17 protein-coding genes are annotated in these 15,855 nt (G+C 75.1%); 8 read left to right on the top strand and 9 right to left on the bottom strand.

Going from position 1 to position 15,855, the window contains the following annotated elements:
* Positions 1–13 precede the first annotated feature (13 nt).
* Positions 14–433: a very short patch repair endonuclease gene (locus ACRYR9_RS04055; protein ID WP_432492788.1), complete on the top strand. Its 420-nt coding sequence runs from the start codon at positions 14–16 to the stop codon at positions 431–433.
* Here ACRYR9_RS04055 and ACRYR9_RS04050 read toward each other — a convergent pair.
* Both ACRYR9_RS04050 and ACRYR9_RS04045 read right to left on the bottom strand, forming a co-directional pair.
* Positions 411–863: a macro domain-containing protein gene (locus ACRYR9_RS04050; RefSeq protein WP_432492754.1), complete on the bottom strand. Its 453-nt coding sequence runs from the start codon at positions 861–863 to the stop codon at positions 411–413. The two genes, ACRYR9_RS04055 and ACRYR9_RS04050, sit on opposite strands and share 23 nt — an antisense overlap.
* A gap of 48 nt (positions 864–911) precedes the next feature.
* Complete coding sequence (locus tag ACRYR9_RS04045; protein WP_432492752.1) at positions 912–1,775, bottom strand: hypothetical protein; 864 nt, start codon at positions 1,773–1,775, stop codon at positions 912–914.
* Between the two features lie 80 nt (positions 1,776–1,855).
* On the opposite strand from ACRYR9_RS04045, the gene ACRYR9_RS04040 reads away from it, so the two are divergent.
* Complete coding sequence (locus ACRYR9_RS04040) at positions 1,856–2,389, top strand: DinB family protein (protein ID WP_432492750.1); 534 nt, start codon at positions 1,856–1,858, stop codon at positions 2,387–2,389.
* Positions 2,390–2,405: 16 nt separating this feature from the next.
* Here ACRYR9_RS04040 and pdxA read toward each other — a convergent pair whose 3' ends face one another.
* Positions 2,406–3,452: a 4-hydroxythreonine-4-phosphate dehydrogenase PdxA gene (pdxA, locus tag ACRYR9_RS04035; protein WP_432492748.1), complete on the bottom strand. Its 1,047-nt coding sequence runs from the start codon at positions 3,450–3,452 to the stop codon at positions 2,406–2,408.
* Positions 3,449–4,729, bottom strand: coding sequence for a four-carbon acid sugar kinase family protein (locus ACRYR9_RS04030; protein WP_432492746.1), 1,281 nt, complete (start codon positions 4,727–4,729; stop codon positions 3,449–3,451). The genes pdxA and ACRYR9_RS04030 overlap by 4 nt, the downstream gene beginning before the upstream one ends.
* 153 nt (positions 4,730–4,882) lie before the next feature.
* On the opposite strand from ACRYR9_RS04030, the gene ACRYR9_RS04025 reads away from it, so the two are divergent.
* The 3 genes from ACRYR9_RS04025 (at position 4,883) to ACRYR9_RS04015 (ending at position 8,129) form a co-directional block, all read left to right on the top strand.
* Positions 4,883–5,647, top strand: coding sequence for a hypothetical protein (locus ACRYR9_RS04025; RefSeq protein WP_432492744.1), 765 nt, complete (start codon positions 4,883–4,885; stop codon positions 5,645–5,647).
* A 143-nt stretch (positions 5,648–5,790) separates the two neighbouring features.
* Positions 5,791–6,756 (top strand): exonuclease domain-containing protein, encoded by a 966-nt coding sequence (locus tag ACRYR9_RS04020; protein ID WP_432492742.1) that lies wholly within the window; start codon positions 5,791–5,793, stop codon positions 6,754–6,756.
* Positions 6,757–6,848: 92 nt separating this feature from the next.
* Positions 6,849–8,129, top strand: a complete 1,281-nt coding sequence (locus ACRYR9_RS04015; protein ID WP_432492740.1) for an ATP-binding protein — start codon at positions 6,849–6,851, stop codon at positions 8,127–8,129.
* 105 nt (positions 8,130–8,234) lie between these two features.
* Here the strand turns inward: ACRYR9_RS04015 and ACRYR9_RS04010 are convergent, their stop codons facing one another.
* The gene (locus tag ACRYR9_RS04010) at positions 8,235–9,914 is read right to left on the bottom strand and encodes an amidase (protein WP_432492738.1); all 1,680 of its coding nucleotides are present in this window, start codon (positions 9,912–9,914) and stop codon (positions 8,235–8,237) included.
* 247 nt (positions 9,915–10,161) lie between these two features.
* Between ACRYR9_RS04010 and ACRYR9_RS04005 the strand changes: the two genes are divergently transcribed.
* From ACRYR9_RS04005 to ACRYR9_RS03995, 3 genes are all read left to right on the top strand, one after another.
* A complete protein-coding gene (locus tag ACRYR9_RS04005) occupies positions 10,162–10,422 on the top strand; it encodes a helix-turn-helix transcriptional regulator (protein WP_432492736.1) in 261 nt (86 codons plus the stop codon).
* Positions 10,419–11,678 (top strand): HipA domain-containing protein, encoded by a 1,260-nt coding sequence (locus ACRYR9_RS04000; RefSeq protein ID WP_432492734.1) that lies wholly within the window; start codon positions 10,419–10,421, stop codon positions 11,676–11,678. Before ACRYR9_RS04005 ends, ACRYR9_RS04000 begins: the two co-directional genes overlap by 4 nt.
* Positions 11,679–11,739: 61 nt before the next feature.
* Positions 11,740–13,050: a hypothetical protein gene (locus tag ACRYR9_RS03995; protein WP_432492732.1), complete on the top strand. Its 1,311-nt coding sequence runs from the start codon at positions 11,740–11,742 to the stop codon at positions 13,048–13,050.
* Between the two features lie 20 nt (positions 13,051–13,070).
* Here the strand turns inward: ACRYR9_RS03995 and ACRYR9_RS03990 are convergent, their stop codons facing one another.
* From ACRYR9_RS03990 to ACRYR9_RS03975, 4 genes are all read right to left on the bottom strand, one after another.
* The gene (locus tag ACRYR9_RS03990; RefSeq protein ID WP_432492730.1) at positions 13,071–14,474 is read right to left on the bottom strand and encodes an ADP-ribosylglycohydrolase family protein; all 1,404 of its coding nucleotides are present in this window, start codon (positions 14,472–14,474) and stop codon (positions 13,071–13,073) included.
* A gap of 90 nt (positions 14,475–14,564) precedes the next feature.
* A complete protein-coding gene (locus ACRYR9_RS03985) occupies positions 14,565–14,741 on the bottom strand; it encodes a hypothetical protein (RefSeq protein ID WP_432492728.1) in 177 nt (58 codons plus the stop codon).
* 36 nt (positions 14,742–14,777) lie between these two features.
* Positions 14,778–14,951, bottom strand: a complete 174-nt coding sequence (locus tag ACRYR9_RS03980; RefSeq protein WP_432492726.1) for a hypothetical protein — start codon at positions 14,949–14,951, stop codon at positions 14,778–14,780.
* A 29-nt stretch (positions 14,952–14,980) separates the two neighbouring features.
* Positions 14,981–15,529 carry a nucleotidyltransferase domain-containing protein gene (locus ACRYR9_RS03975; RefSeq protein ID WP_432492724.1) on the bottom strand — a complete coding sequence of 183 codons (549 nt, stop codon included), beginning with the start codon at positions 15,527–15,529 and terminating at the stop codon, positions 14,981–14,983.
* Between the last annotated feature and the right edge of the window lie 326 nt (positions 15,530–15,855).

Genomic DNA, 15,855 nt, shown 5'->3' with positions numbered 1-15,855 from the left:
CGTCGCCGGGATCATGCGCCGCACCGGCCGCCGCGACACCGCGCCGGAACTGGCGCTGCGCCGCGAGCTGCACCGGCGCGGCCTGCGCTACCTCGTCGACGCCACCCCGCCGGGCACGAACCGGCGGCGCCGCGCGGACCTGGTGTTCCGCGGCGCACGGGTCGCGGTGTTCGTCGACGGGTGCTTCTGGCACTCGTGCCCCGTGCACGTCCACCCGCCGAGGGCGAACGCCGCCTGGTGGCGGGTGAAGCTGGGCAGCATCACCGCGCGGGACCGCGACACCGACGCCCGGCTCACGGAGGCCGGCTGGCACGTCGTGCGGGTGTGGGAGCACGAGGACGTCGTCGCCGCCGCGGACCGCGTGCACGGGGTCGTGCACGCGCGGCGCCCCGCTGCGGGGAGGAACGCGGTCAGGAGCCGCGCGGCCGGGTGACGACCACCAGTTCCACGGGCGACTCGTCCCCCGCCCGGTGCAGCACCTCACGCACGTCCGCCCAGTCCAGCCCGCCGATGCCGGCGCCGATGCGCGGCACCCCCACCCGGTCCAGACCGCGGCGCTCGGCGTCCACGAGCGCCGCCCGCACGGTCGTGTCGATCGCGTCGAGCCGGGCGTCGGCGCCGGTCTCGACCTGGGTGGCGAGGTTGTAGACCACCAGCCCCTCGGGCGTCTCCCACGGCATGACGTCGCCGAGCTGGAAGTCCCCGGCCAGGCACCGCTCCCGGTACGCGCGCGCCATGTCGGGCCAGCGGGCCTGGAACTGCAGGGCGATGCCGCCGGCCATCGAGCCGCGGCAGTTGCAGCCGTGCGCGAGAGCGGGCAGGCCGAGCTCGAACAGGTCGCCGTGGGTCCGGGTGGTGGGCACGGGGTCTCCCGGGTCGGAACGGTCAGGTCGGGGCGGACGCGGTGACCCTCACGCGCTGCACCGGTCCAGCGGCGCGGACACGTCGATCCCCGCGTCGCGCAGCAGCGTCAGCGCACCCTCCGGCGGCAGCAGCGGCGAGCGCTGCGGGCGCCGGCACCGCCGTTCCACGTCCGGGTTCTGCGCCAGCGCCGCGGCGTCCAGGTGCGCGGGCAGGTCGTAGTGGCGCCACTGCGTGGGGACCCCCGCCCGCTCCTCAGCGCGCAGCAGTTCCCGGCCCGCGACCACCAGCAGCGTGTAGTCGCCGCGCGAGGAGATCGCGCACACGGCGCGGACGTCCCCGGCTCCCGCGCTGATCCCCTCGGCCGCCACCCGGAACGTGTTGCCGAACCGGCCGTGCACGTGCAGCACCGGCCCCTCGGGGTGCGCGTTCCACTCCCCGTGGCGCTCCTCCAGGGTGCTCGCGACCTGCCACAGCGCCTCACGACCCTCGGGGTCGTCATCCTTGGACGTGTCCTCCTCGAGTTCGGTGGCCTCGGACTCGCCCTCGGTGGCGTCCTCGTCAGGCGTGCCCGCCTCGGGCTCCTCCCCGTCCGCCTCCGGCTGCTGCGGGGCCGTGTCGGGGTCCACGACGTCCACGGCGCCGGAGGCGCGGGTGCCGTCCTCGGAACGCAGCAGCACCCGGTCGCCGATGCTCGCCTCCACGTCGAGGACCTCTCCGCTGGAGCCGGCCGGCAGGACGTCCACGTCCTCCCACACCGCCTCCCCTCGGGACAGCGCCACGAGCAGGTCCTCGGCCGTCGGCCCGTCCAGCCGCAGGTGCAGGCCGCCGGGGCGCAGGACGGCCTCCAGCAGCGCGGGCGGCGACCCGGAGCCGTGCTCGGCGGCGGCGGAGGGGACATCGGCCGGGACCACGCCTTCACCGTAGGGGAGCGGCGCAGGTCCGTCACGGGCGGACGCGCCCCCACCGCGCACCGCCTGGCTACGGTGGGCGGGTGGACGACGGCAGCGGAGCGGTCAACGGCACGCGGGCGGGCATCACCGAGGCCGCCCACCACGGCGACGAGCGCACCACCGTGCTCGGCGTGCTGCAGCGCCAGCGCGACCTCGTGGCGTGGAAGCTGCGCGGCGCCGACGAGGACGCGCTGCGCTCGGCGACCACCCCCAGCGGGATGGGCCCGCACGGCCTGGTGCGCCACCTGACGAACGTCGAACGCTCCTGGCTGCGCGACGTGTTCGCCGGCGAGGAGGGCCTGGAGTTCGACTGGAGCGACGACGACCCCGATGGGGAGTGGCGGGTGCCGGCGGACGTGACCGTCGAGCAGCTCCTGGCCGAGTACGCCGCCGAGTCCCGCCGGTGCGACGCGGTGGTGGGCGCGGCCGCGTCCCTGGACGCCACCGCCCACCGACGGGACTCCTCGCTGCGCTGGATCCTGCTGCACCTGGTCGAGGAGACCGCCCGGCACCTGGGCCACCTGGACCTGCTGCGCGAACAGGCCGACGGCGGCACCGGCGAGGAACCCGCCTGAGGCACCGCCCGGGGTTTCAGGCCCCGGGGCGCGGGGACATCTGCGCCGCCTGGTGCAGCGCCTCCACCATGCTGCGCACGTCGACGCGGCCGGTGCCGGCGATGTCGAACGCGGTGCCGTGGTCGACGGAGGTGCGGATGACGGGCAGCCCGACGGTGATGTTCACCCCGGCCTCGATGCCGAGCACCTTCACCGGCCCGTGCCCCTGGTCGTGGTACATCGCGACGATCAGGTCGTAGTCGCCGCGCCCGGCGAGGAAGAACGCGGTGTCGGCGGGCAGCGGGCCGCGCGCGTCGACCCCGTCGGCCCGCAGCACCTCGATCGCCGGGGTGATCTTCTCGGCCTCCTCGCCGTACCCGAACAGCCCGCCCTCCCCGGCGTGGGGGTTGATCGCGCACACGCCGATGCGCGGCTCGGCCACCCCGGAGCGCACCATCGCGGCGTGCCCGCGGCGCACGGTGCGCTCCACCAGGCCGGGTTCGATGCGGGAGATCGCGTCGATCAGGCCGAGGTGCGTGGTGACGTGGATGACCTTCACCCGCGGCGTCGACAGCATCATCGACACCTCCTCCACGCCCATGAGGTGCGCGAGCAGTTCGGTGTGCCCGGGGAAGACGTGCCCGCCGGCGTGCAGGGCCGCCTTGTTCAGCGGGGCCGTGCAGATCCCTTGCACCGCAACGCCCAGCGCCAGTTCACTGGCCACCCGCACGTAGTGGTACGCGGCGTCACCGGCCACCGGGGAGACCTCGCCGAACGGCAGGTCCTCCGGCAGCAGTCCCAGGTCGATCACGTTGACGCGCCCCGGTGTGAACTCCGCCTCGGCCACGGAACCCACCGCGACGACGTGCGCGTCCACCCCCAGGGCGCGGGCGGCCCGCCGCAACCGGGCGGCGTCGCCGACGACGACGGGGCGGCACTCCGCGAGAACCCCCACGTCCAGCAGCGCGCCCACGGTCACCTCCGGGCCGACGCCCGCGCCGTCGCCCATGGTGACGGCGATGAACGGCGTCCCCGGGTCGGGGTTCCCGCTCGCGGGGGCGGCGGGGGAGGGGGCGGTGCTCATCGGGGGATCTCCTGTCGTTCCGGGACGGCGTCGAGGTGCGGTGCGGGGGTTCCCGGCAGGGCGCCCAGCGCCCGAGCCAGGGCGAGCAGGGAACCGGCGTCGCCGAAGCTGCCGGGGCGGGTGGCGACGAGGCGCCCGCCGGGGGCGCGGGAGACGACGGCGCCGTGGTGCACCTGCCGCAGGGGTTCCAGCACCCGCACCCCCAGGGCGTCCAGGACGGCGCGCGCGGTCTCCCCGCCGGTCAGGGCCAGGTGCAGCGGGGTCGGGTGCGCGGTGACCGCGGCGCGCGCGGCGTCCGCGAGCGCGCCGACGAGGTGCCGGGAGCGGGCCGGCTCCACGGGACCGGGCGGCAGCGTCAGCGCCGCGCACCCGCCGCGCAACCCCGCCCGCAGCGCCCGGGGCGTCGCCGCCGGGTCCTCGCTGAGCTCCACGACGCGCGCGCCCGCCCGCCGCAGGGCGTGCAGCTGTGCGCGGGCGCCCGGGGCGGCGGTGCCGACGACGACGAGCACGTCTCCGCCCGCTGGCGGCGCTGCCTGGCGGGCCGCTGCTGCGCGGGGCGCGGGCCGGGAGCGGCCGAGGGCGGCGACCACGCCGGCGGAGCCGACGAGCACTGCGCCGACGGCGGTGGCCGCGCGCACCACGGCATCGAGGTCGCCGGCGTCGGTGCCGTCGCACACCACCACCGCTCCGCGGGCGGCCGCCGCCGCGAACGCCGCGGCCAGCGCGGAGGTGGGAGAGCGCACCGCGTCCAGGCCCAGCGCGTGCGCGGGTACCGCGCCGAGGGCGGCGGCCACGGACACCGGCGGCACCGTCGGCTCGGCGTGCCAGGCGCCGGTGCGGTGCAGCGGCACACCGTCGACGTGCACGACGCCGCCGCGCACGGTGCGGCCCGCGACCGGCAGCGCGGGGGCGAGCACGACGGGCGCGCCCGTGGCGAGCGCGCCGGCGACGGCGGCCGCCAGGTGGCCGCGCAGCAGGGAGTCCACCTTCAGCGCCACCCGCCGCCGGTGCCCGCCCGGGCCGGTGGCGTGCCGCGTCAGCGCCCGGCGCAGCCCGTCGGCGGCGGCCTCGGCCGAGCCGGTGCGGCAGTGCAGGTCCAGCACCAGGATGTCCGTGGCAGGCGTGGGGATGCCCGGGTCGAGCAGCAGCGTGCTCGGCCCGCCGTGCGCGAGGGCGGCCTCGGCGGCGCCGGAGAGGTCGTCGGCGGCCAGCAGCACCGGTTCCGTCGGCGGCTCCGGGGGTGCGGCGGCGTCGTGCCCGCGCTCGCTCCGGCTCACCGCCCGTACCCCCTCGCCTCGCCCGGCCGTCAGGGGAGCACGCGGGGTCGGCCGGGCGCAAGCATGCGTGCGGACCGTCCCGGGAAACTCCCCTCGCCGGTGGGCTCGCTTCGGTAGGGTCCCGACCTCTCGTTCCCGGCGAAGGGTCCCGCCATGTCCACCTCCCGCCCGGCGCGCTGGGGCGCCGCGGTGCTCCTCGCGGGGATCACCGCGTCCGCGTGCGGCGCCGAGCCGGCGTCTCTCGCCGCGGCGCCGGGCAGCACGACCTCCTCCTCCACGCCGAGCGGTGAGCCCACCCCCGCGCGCGAGGCGCTGCGCTGGGACGAGGAGCACCTGACGGGTTCCGACGGCACCTTCACGTGGGACGTCACCGTCCCGCGCGCCACGGGCCCGGCGGTGGCCGGCGAGGTGAACCGTCGCGTGACCGCCTCCGCCGACCACGTGGTCGAGGCCGCCGCGGCCACCGTGCTCGACGGGGACCCGCCGCGCCTGCTGACCGGGGAAGGCACCGTCACCACCGACGACGGGCGCACCGTGCAGGTGCTGCTGGAGTTCGTCGACTCCACCGAGGGCACCGCCCACCCGACGACGTCCGTGACCACCGTCGTCCTGGACGTCGAGCGCGAGGAACCCGTGGTGCTCAGCGACGTGTTCGCCGACCCGCGCGCGGCGTTCGAGGAGCTCGCTCCCGTGGTGGAGGAGGTCGCCGACGCGGCTGGGGAGCCCGTCACCGATGCGGAGGGGCTCGCGCCGCAGGAGGTGAACTGGGCGGCGTGGCAGTCCGGGGAGGACGGGATCACGTTCTGGTTCCAGGACCAGCAGCTCGGCGGGCACGGCACGCGGCAGTACCTGGTGCCGTGGGAGCGGGTCGAACACCTCCTGACGCCGGGAGCGCGCGAGCTGCTGGCACCCGTCTGAGGGAGCTGCTCGCGACGAGGAGGCGGAGCTCGAACCCGGTGACCGGGCCACATCTTCACGTACATGTACATCGTACGGACTATGTATATGTGGCGTCCGAGTCAGCTGCGGCTCCCGTCGGACCGGGCGCGCATCATGGGCTCGTGCTCCCCCACACCCCGCCCGCTGACCTGCCCGACCCCCTCCCCGCGGACGTCGTCGCCCGCTACCCGCACCCCTACGCCGTCGTGGACGTCGAGACCACCGGCATGGACGCCTCCGCCGACCGGGTCGTGCAGGTCGCGGTGGTGCAGCTGACTGCGGACGGGCGCGTGGAGGGCGCGTGGGACTCCCTGGTGGACCCCGGCCGCGACCCCGGCCCCACCCACGTGCACGGCATCAGCGCCGAGATGCTGCACGACGCCCCCACCTTCGCGGACGTCGCCGGGAAGCTCGCGGACCTGCTCGCCGGGCGGGTGCTCGTCGCCCACAACGCCCCCTTCGACTGGGGTTTCCTGCACGAGGAGTTCAAGCGCAGCGGCGCCGAGCACCGGGTGCCGCACTTCCTGTGCACGGTGACGCTCAGCCGGCGGCTGCGCCTGCCGCTGCCGGACCTCACCCTCGCCCGCGTCGCCGCGCACTGGGGCGTGGCGCAGGAACGCGCCCACGACGCCGTCGACGACACCCGCGTGCTCACCGAGGTGCTGCGCGCCTCCCTGCGCGAGGCGGCCGAACAGGGGATCGACCTGCCGTTGATCCCGTTGCGGCAGAACCCGCCCACCCCGGCGCAGCGGCGCTGGCGGCGCCCGGCCACCGCACCGCGCACCCCCTGCGCGTTCACCGACCCGGGGCGCTGGGTGGTCGGCGAGGCGCTGGTGCAGGGCACCAAGGTCGTCTTCAGCGGCGACACGACCACCCCGCGCGAGGACCTCATCGCCCGCTCGATCACCGCCGGCCTGGACGTGATGAACGGCGTCAGCCGCACCACCGGGCTGCTGGTGACCAACGAGCCGGACGCCGGGGTGCGCAAGGTCCTCGACGCGCGCAAGCACGGGGTTCCGGTGGTGGACGAGGAGGCGTTCGAGGCGCTGCTGGCGGGCATCGCGCCGGGGACGCCGAAGGAGGCGTGATCGGCGTTCGGCAGCGCTGGGGGGCCGCATTCGGTAGCCTAGAGGAGGCGCAAAAGGTAGCGTAGAAGTCACGCAAAAGGTAGCGTGATCTTGTGTCCCGACCTGCCCCGTACGCGCCCCGCGTCGTGGATCGTGAGCTCGACGAGCTCCTGCCCGGCCTGGCCGCCGTGGCGCTGGAAGGCGCCAAGGGGGTCGGCAAGACCCGCACCGCCCTCCAACGAGCCCGCACGGTCGTGCGGCTGGACGACCCGACCCAGCGCGACGTCGCAGCGGCGGACCTGGCGCGCGCCCTGCGCGGACCCGCTCCCGTGCTGCTGGACGAGTGGCAGCACCTGCCCGCCACCTGGGACGCCGTGCGGCGGGCCGTGGACGACGGCGCGGAGCCCGGCTCCTTCCTGCTCGCCGGCTCGGCGGTCCCCCGTGACGCCGGGGTGCACAGCGGCGCGGGACGCATCGTGCGGCTGCGGATGCGCCCCATGACGCTCACCGAGCGCGGGGTGACCGTCCCGGCGGTGTCCCTCGCCGAACTGCTGAACGGGCGCCGTCCGGCCGTCGAGGGCACGACCGACGTGGGGGTCGAGGACTACGCCGAGGAGATCTGCGCCTCGGGTCTGCCCGCGATCCGGCCCTTGCCCCCGCGGCTGCGCCGCGCGCAGCTCGACGGCTACGTCGAGAGCATCGTCGACCGCGACTTCCCCGACCTCGGCCGGGCGGTGCGCAACCCCGTCCCCTTGCGGCGGTGGATGGCCGCCTACGCGGCCGCCGAGTCCACGGTCACCGCCTACGACCGCCTGCGCGACGCCGCCACCCCCGGCGACGCCGACAAACCCGCCAAGACGACGACGATCGCTTACCGGGACATCCTCGAACGGCTCTGGTTCCTCGACCCGGTGCCGGCGTGGACGCCGTCGCGCAACCACCTGGCCCGCCTGGCCGCCGCGCCCAAGCACCACCTGGCGGACCCGGCGTTCGCGGCGCGCCTGCTCGGCGTCGACCCGGGGGCCCTCGTCGGTGCTGCTCCGGCCGCCACCGCCGGACGCGAGGCGACCCTGCTCGGTCAGCTCTTCGAGTCGCTGGTCACCCTCGACGTCCGCGTGTACGCGCAGGCTGCCGAGGCGCGCACCGGGCACCTGCGCGTGCGGGGCGGTGAGCACGAGGTCGACCTGATCGTCGAGCGCGGTGACGGCCGGGTCGTCGCTGTGGAGGTGAAGCTCGCCGGGACGGTGACCGACGCTGACGTGAAGCACCTGACCTGGCTGCGGGGTGAGCTCGGCGAGGACCTGCTCGACGCCGTGGTCGTCACCGCCGGTCCGCACGCGTACCGGCGTCGGGACGGGATCGCGGTCGTGCCGGCCGCACTCCTGGGGCCGTGAGGGGCGCCGGCACGCCGGGCACGTCGGGGCGTCCCGCCGCCACCTCGCGGCGGCGGGACGCCCCTGCGCTCACGCGTCGAGCGCCGGGAGGGTGCTGCGCCCGGCTCAGCTGTCCTCGCGTGCCGGGCCGGTGGCGACGACCTCCTTCGGGATCGTGCCGTTGCGCGGCAGTTCCGGGGTGCTGGCCGGCGCCAGGCGGTGCTGAGTGGCCTGCTCGTAGTCGTAGGCCATCGCCAGCAGCGTCGCGTCGGTGGAGCGGGGTGCGGCCAGTTCCAGCCCCACGGGCAGGCCCGCGGCGGTGAACCCGGCGGGCAGCGAGATCGACGGGACGCCGGTGTTGGCGCCCACGTCGCAGAACGTCGTGCCGGCCCAGTCCTCGTTCGCCGGCGCCTCGGACGTCGGCATGGCCAGTGCGTCGAGGTCGTACTGCTCGAAGAAGGCGTCCATCGCGTCCTTCCCGGCCTCCTGCGCGGCGACGGCCGCGTCGTAGGCGGGGTTGGGTACGTCCTCCAGCGCCAGCCACGACTCGACGGTCTCCGGCTCCAGGGACGAGCGACCGTCGGCGACGACGTCGGAGAACGTCAGCTCGTCGGCGGGAGCGGTCAGCTCCGCCAGACCCTCGGGCCACTCGGCCTTCGTCGAGGCGAAGAACGCGTCGACGCTGGCGCGCATGTCGATCCACCCGCCGCTGGCGAGCTGCTCGCGGACGAACTCGCGGGTGAAGGGAACCTCGACGATCTGCGCGCCCTCGGCGGCCAGGTCGGCGACGGCCCGGTCGACGATCCCCGTCACCTCCTCGGTGCCCGGGCGCGGGCCCTCAGGGGTGGATTCCGAGTAGTCCCAGTGGAAGTAGCCGATCCGCTTGCCCTCCAGGGCGGTGTCGCTCAGGCCCGGGACGAACGTGGACGGGTCCTGCTCGGCGGCGATCTCGGTCTGCGGGTCGGCGAGGTCCTCACCGGCGAGCACGCTGCCGAGCAGGGCGGCGTCCTCCACCGTCGTGGTCATCGGGCCGGACACGTCCTGGCGCACCGACAGCGGCACGATCCCGGCGACGCTCGTCAGGCCCATCGTCGGGCGGTAGCCCACCAGGCTCTGGTGCGCGCTGGGGCCGATGATCGACCCGCACGAGTCGGTGCCCAGGCCCGCAGCGGCGAAGCTCGCGGCGACGGCCGCGCCGCTGCCGCCGCTGGAACCGGAGGCGCTGAGGTCCTGGTCGTACGGGTTCGCGGTGCGCCCGCGCACCGAGGACAGCGTGAACGTGCCGTGCCAGGCGAACTCGGCCATGTTCGTCTTGCCCAGGACGATCGCCCCGGCGTCGCGCAGCCGCTCCACCGCCGTGGAGTCCTCGGCGGTCTGGTAGTCCGCCAGCGCGACGCTGCCCGCGGAGGTCGGCATGTCGTAGGTGGCGTAGTTGTCCTTCACCAGCACCGGCACCCCGTGCAGCGGGCCGCGGGAGATGCCGGCGGCGCGTTCGGCGTCGAGCAGACGGGCGTTCTCCAGCGCGGTCGGGCTGACGGTCACCACCGAGTGGAGGCCCGGCTGGTCGGCGTAGGCGTCATCGTAGGCGGCGATGCGGTCCAGGTACGCCTGCACCAGCTCCACCGAGGTCGTCGTCCCCGCGGCGAGCATGTCCAGCTCGTCGCTGACGCTGAGGCCGACGACGCGGGGCAGTTCGTCGTGCGGGGTGGGGGAGGCGCTCGCGGGGGCGAGGGCCGGGGCGAGGCAGAGCGCGGTGGCTGCCAGCAGCGCTGCGGAGCGGCGGCGGGCGCGGGACGGGACGGGCACGGGACCTCCGGGGACGACGGGGTGTCGCGCCGGACCGTAGGTGCGCCCGGGGTCGCCGGTGCTTCGTCGAGGTGACGGCCGTGTTACGCCTGAGACGAGTGTGACGGAGGTGTTCTTCCCGCAGGTGCCGACCGTCCGCCGAGCCGCCTGGCAGCACGGATCGTCCCGAGGTGGTCGGCGCTCGAACGGGGGACGTGCGCCCCGCTCCACTTGACCGGATTTCCTGGCAACAGGCACGATGGTCCGCATGACAGGAAATCCGGGCATCCCGGGAGTGAGCCGCGCCGCGACCCCCGCTCAGCTCGGTCAGGCCCTCGCCGACCTGCGCCACCGGGCCGGGATGAACCAGCAGGAGCTCGCCGAGTGGGCCGGGGTGAACCGGCAGTACGTCAGCCTGCTGGAGACCGGTGAGGTGTCGCTGCAGGTCAAGCGCCTCTTCGACCTCTTCGCCGTGCTCGGGCACGACCTCGCGGTCGTCCCCCGCGGCACCGGCGCACCGCGACCGTGAGCCCGCGCACGCCACCCCTGGCCGTGTGGTTGCGCGGCGAGCCGGTCGCGGAACTGGTGGAGGTCCGCAGCCGGCAGCTCAGCCTCCGGTACCTGCCGGCGGCGGTCGAACGGTGGGGGAACGGCGCCGTCGTCCTCTCCGCGTCGCTGCCGGTGCGACCCGCCCCGTACAGCGTCGGCAGCACCCGGCCGTTCATCGAGGGGTTGCTGCCCGAGGGCGAGTTCCGCACCGCCGTCGAGCGCACGTTCGACGTTCCCCGCGGTGACGTGGCCCGCCTCCTCGCCGCCATCGGGGCGGACTGCGCCGGGGCCGTCCAGGTGCTCCCGGACGGCGAGCGCCCCGTCGACGACCTCGGCGGCACCGAGCCGCTGGACGCCAGCGGGCTCGATGAAGCGCTCGCGGCCCTGCCGCAGCAACCCCTCGGCGTGGGCCGCGGGGTGCGGCTGTCTCTCGCCGGCCGGCAGGAGAAGCTCCTGCTCGCCCGCCGCCCCGACGGTTCGTGGGCGCGGCCCGTCGGTGGCACCCCCTCGACGCACCTGCTCAAACCCCAGCCGGACACGTTCCCCGACCTCGTGCAGCTCGAGGCGTTCGGCCTGGCCTTCGCCCGCCACCTCGGTGCCGACACCGCCTGCGCGGAGATCCTCGAGGTGGCCGGCCGCCCGGTGCTCAGCGTCGCCCGCTACGACCGGCACGTCGGCGCGGACGGCCGGGTGGTCCGCACGCACCAGGAGGACTTCTGCCAGGCGTGCGGACGGCTGCCCGACGAGAAGTACCAGGCCGACGGCGGGCCCGGCTGGCGGGACATCGCCGCCGTGGTGCGGGCGGTGGCCGCCGACCCGCGGGCCGAGCTGCTGGCGCTCGCCCGTGCGCTGCTCACCACGGTGCTCGTCGGCAACGCCGACGCCCACGCCCGCAACCTGTCCCTGCTGCACACCGAGGGCGGCTCTCGGTTGGCGCCGTTGTACGACGTCGTGCCGACCCTGCACCTGGCCCGCACACCCGGCGCCGCGCCGCTGGAGCGCCGGATGGCCATGTCGGTGAACGGCGGGTGGGACGCCGACGGTGTCGACCGCGGCGACGTGCTGGCCGAGTTCTCGTCGTGGCCGCTGCCCGCCCAGGCGGTGGCACGGCTGCTCGACGAGGCCCTCGAGCGGGCGCTCGACCCGTCGGTGGCGACGCTGACGGGAGCGCGCGAGGACGTGGTCACCGCGATCGCGGCTCGGGCGGATCGGCTCACCGCCCGGTTCCGGGACTGACGCACCCGAGTCCGACACGCCATGGCTCGACGCCGCCGGGCGCGGCGAGCACCCTCGCGCTGTGCGCGCCGAACTGCAGGGCAAGCTCGACCCCGCGGCGACGCTCGCGGCGGAACGCATGGAGGACACCCTCACGGACGCCGTGTTCTCCGCGGTGCGCTACCTGCCGCGACAGCGCCTGCTGAAGCCCCTCCTCGCGGCCGCCCTGCCCGGGGTCGAGTTCTCAGCCGCCGACGTCGAACGCGCGACGATCACCCTGTGGCCGAAGCTGCCGGTGAGCCTGCTGCCCGGTCGGCAGGTCGAACCCGACGTGCTCGTCCAGGTCGCCGGTCACCTGATCGCCGTCGAGGCGAAGTACCACGCGGGGTTCGGCCGGTACCAGGTCGAGGGGCACGGGACGCTGCAGCAGCTGACGGTCCAGTGGTGCGCCCTCTCCGAACGTGCCGCCGCGCGAGGGTTGAGTGCGACCGTCGTGGCGCTGACCACGGGAACGTCGGAGCCGGTGGACGTGGCGCGGGCGCGCGAGGAGCTCGACGAGCTGGTCGGGGCGGGCGCCGCCGTGGGACGTCCGGAGGTCCGCTGGCTGCCCTGGCGCGCCGTCGCCGACCTCCTGCGGGGCCTGCGGGACCTCGCGGTGCACGAACAGGCGCTGCGCGACGACACGGTCGAACTCATGGAACGCAGGGGAGTGGCCAGGGTGTTCAACGGTTTTGACGCGACCGACTACCAGCAGGTCGCCGACGCGCACCGCGTCGCGGCCGAGCGCCTCTACCCCGCGATCTCCACGTTCGTGCAGGAACTGACCGCCCGGTTGGAGGACGACGGGATCGCGTGGGGGTGGCCGCAGAAGGGGCTGTGGACCGCCGGCGGCCTGGGGTGGCAGCGGCCGCAGGAGTGGGCGCGCGACCACTTCGCCGCCGCCTACTGGCCCACCGCCTGGCCGCGGCGGACGACCAAGAGCGACCGCACCGCCCTGTACGTCCTCTTCGACTTCGTGCGCCCCGGCGTCGAGGTCGGCTACGTGCAGGAACCACCCACTTGGGCCGCCGCGCAACGATCCTGGGCACCCCACCACGCCGACCTGGCGGGACAGCTCAACGCCCTCAGCGACTCCCCGCTGACCCTGGTCGTGGACGCCGGGGACTGGACGGCACCTGCCGCGGAGGTGCCGGTCGGCGAGGTGTCCGCTGCGCTGCTCGGTCAGCTGAGCGCGTACAGCCACCTGCGGTTGGCGCGGCGGTTGACCGTGGAGGAGGTCACTGCGCCTGACGTGGTGCGGGAGGCGGTGCTGCAGGTTCAGGGAGTCGTCGAAGCGTGCCCCGCGTTCACGGCGATGCTCTTCGCCTCCGGTCAACTGGCTGCGCCTTCGTGAACCGGTGCCGGCGCCGGTGGTCACCGGGGCACATTCCCGCGGCGGCGCTCCACCTCCCGCAGTGCAGCGGTAAAGCTGTCGTTCCACGTGCTGAGCTGCGGCCACACCGCCGCCACCCGAACCGTCGCCTCCTGCGCTGACAACCCCTCCTCGCGCACCAGCCACGCCCGCAGCACCAGCCCGGTGCGCGAGGCGCCGGCGTGGCAGTGCACGAGCACTCGCCGGCCGTCGGCACGCAGGGCGGCGATGTCGGCGAGCACGTCGTCGAGGACGGTGACGAGCTCGGTGTTGCTGTCGTCGTCGGTGAGGTAGGCGAAGCGCTGCACGTCGTGGCCGAAGCGCCCACCCGTGCGGCACAAAGACACCACGGCGAAGCCGCGGTCACTGCGGCGCGCGCCGTCGAGGTCGGACGCCCAGACGCCGGGGGAAACCTCCCGGGGTTCCAGCCCGCGGGTCGGCGGCGGTTCGTGCAGGTCCGCGGTGGATCCGTCGAGGCGCGCGGCCATCCACTGCAGGTCGCGCAGTTCCCACGCCCGGCCGGGGAACCCGGGGACGCGCCCGTGCACCACGGAACTCCAGCGGACCGGGACGCCCGTCATCCCGGCGCGGGCCCCGGCCAGCGCCCCGGTGACGCAGGCGACGGTGTCGGTGTCCCCGCCGAGGTCGAGAACGAGTCGCAACGCCTCCTCGAACGTCGCCGAGTTCCGCAGCGCCCACAGCGCCGACCCCAGGGTCGGCCACACCGCTCCGTTGGCCTCGGTGGCGTCCTGCGGCCGCCAGCCCGGGTCGCACACCTGCGCCCACTTCGCCCGGTGCTCCTCCGTCACCAGCGGCAGCGCTGCGGCGACGGCCCCGTCGGCGTTCCCGGCCTCCAGCAGCACCCGCAGCGCCTCGTGGAAGAGCGCGCACCCCTCCCCGGCCGCCGGGTCGCCGTGGGTGAGGGCGCTGATCCGCCGGGCGGCGTCCATGCTCGCCTGCTGCCCCGCGCGGGCGAAGGAGATCGCCGCCGGGGTGGTGCGCATGAGCGAGCCGTTGCCGGCGGCGCGGTGCCCGGCGCGCACGTGCTCGGTCGCGGCGGTGTCCCACGGCAGCCCGGAGCCCAGCACCGCGGACGTCTGCACCCCGATGTCCGGCGGCCCGGCCTGCGCCCACCGGCGGAATCGCTCGAAGACGTCGGCCTCGTCCAGGCCGTCGCGCTCCAGCAGCGACTGCCCGACCAGCAGTGCCATCTGCGTGTCGTCGGTGAACTCGCCCGGCTCCCAGCCCAGCGTCCCGCCGCCGCACATCTCGGTGGCCACCCCGCGCGCCGCGGTGGGGAAACGGGCGCTGAACGCACCCGGCGGGCCGAACTCGAACGGCGCGCCGAGCGCGTCGCCGACGGCGGAGCCCACGAGGGCGCCCATCACCCGGTGCTGTCGGTCCACGTGGATCCTCCTGGTGTGCTGCTGTTCGTCGTCCTGCGAGTGCAGACGGGTCGCAGGCCGAGGGTGCCCGTCAGCGCGATCGGCGGTGCGTCACCGGCTCCGCAGCTGCTGCTCCATGCCCTCGACGAGCTTTTCGACGTGCCGGACCATCGACGCCGCCTTCTGCGCGGTCATGTACGTGGTGCCGTACTGGGACGTCGTCTTGTCGGCCAAGAGGCGGCGCAGTGAGGTGGCGAGCTCGTCGGCGCCACGGATGCTCCCGAGCACGCGAACGGCTTCCTGGTGGTCCTGCCCCTGCGGGCGCTAGTGGAGGACGTGACCGCAGACGGCGTCGCTGGCAGCTATGCCGGCCAGGACGGCGAGGGCGCTCGCGACGCGAGGGAGGGCGGGATCGGAGGTGTCGTCCTCGACCATGCGGGCGACCTCGAGGAACTTGCGCGCCGCCTCGGCGCGCACCTGCACCTCCGCTGCCGTCACGGGTTGCATCCGAGGGCCGGGGCGGGGAGTCATCGAGGCGCCTCCAGGAGTCGCTGGATCGTCGGGCCGAGGATCGTCACGGCGTCCCGCTGCCACTCGGCGACGATGGGGTCGCCCGCGGCGACCGCGCGAGCGAGGTCGGCGTGACGGGTCGCGTAGACCTGGACCTCGTTGCCCGTCCACCGCTGCCCGCGAACCTCCAGGTCGGCGACGATCCGGTCGGTGGTGTCGTCAGCGGTGCCGTCGGGGACGACGAGGAGGAGGTCGATGTCGCTGTCCGCTCCCGCTTCTCCTCGGGCGAAGGAGCCGAAGTAGGCCAGCGAGACGTGCCGGTCGTCGGGGAGGTGCTGGTGCACCAGAGCGCGCAGCCGATCGTCCAGGTCGGCCCGAGGGGTGAAGGCGGCGAGCGCCGCAGTCAAGGCGGGGTGGGCGAGGTGCTCCTCGTTGAGGTGGTACTCGCGCGCCTGCCCGACGCGGCGCGCTTCGACGATCCCCTGCTCGACCAGGCGGTCGAGCGCGACCAGGGTGCCCCGGTAGGAGCCGGTCGCGCTGACGCGGTGCACCTCGCGTCCGGTCATCGGAGTGGTGCGCCGCCAGAGGGTATGGAGCACGGCGCCTTGAACGGTGGGGAACAGCGCGGAGAGGGGGTGGACCCAGTTCACGTCGCCACCTCCCCCGTCCGATGGAGTGCTTCTATGCGCACTTCAGTGCACATAGAAGCACTCCACTGCACCCCGGTCCAGTGCTCGATGTCGAGGGCCTGCTTCTGCCCCGTGGGAGAGCCCTTGCAGCCGTTCGAGTGCTCCGCATGCTCCGTTCCGGTACCGCACCTCCGCCTGCTCCGGACTCGTGTCGACAACCCTCCACGCACCTGTCGCACCACGCAGCAGGTTTTCGAGCAGCA

This window comes from Kineococcus auxinigenes, assembly GCF_050871525.1.
Taxonomy (GTDB): domain Bacteria; phylum Actinomycetota; class Actinomycetes; order Actinomycetales; family Kineococcaceae; genus Kineococcus.
Note: the sequence above shows the minus strand (reverse complement) of the source record. Positions and strands in the feature narration are given on the sequence as shown.

Excerpts from the sequence above, each read along its gene's own strand:
- ACRYR9_RS04005 (WP_432492736.1), top strand. The coding sequence starts at position 10,162 with ATGACAGGAAATCCGGGCATCCCGGGAGTGAGCCGCGCCGCGACCCCC.
- ACRYR9_RS04025 (WP_432492744.1), top strand. The coding sequence starts at position 4,883 with ATGTCCACCTCCCGCCCGGCGCGCTGGGGCGCCGCGGTGCTCCTCGCG.
- pdxA (WP_432492748.1), bottom strand. The coding sequence starts at position 3,452 with ATGAGCACCGCCCCCTCCCCCGCCGCCCCCGCGAGCGGGAACCCCGAC.
- ACRYR9_RS03975 (WP_432492724.1), bottom strand. The coding sequence starts at position 15,529 with ATGACCGGACGCGAGGTGCACCGCGTCAGCGCGACCGGCTCCTACCGG.
- ACRYR9_RS04055 (WP_432492788.1), top strand. The coding sequence starts at position 14 with ATGCGCCGCACCGGCCGCCGCGACACCGCGCCGGAACTGGCGCTGCGC.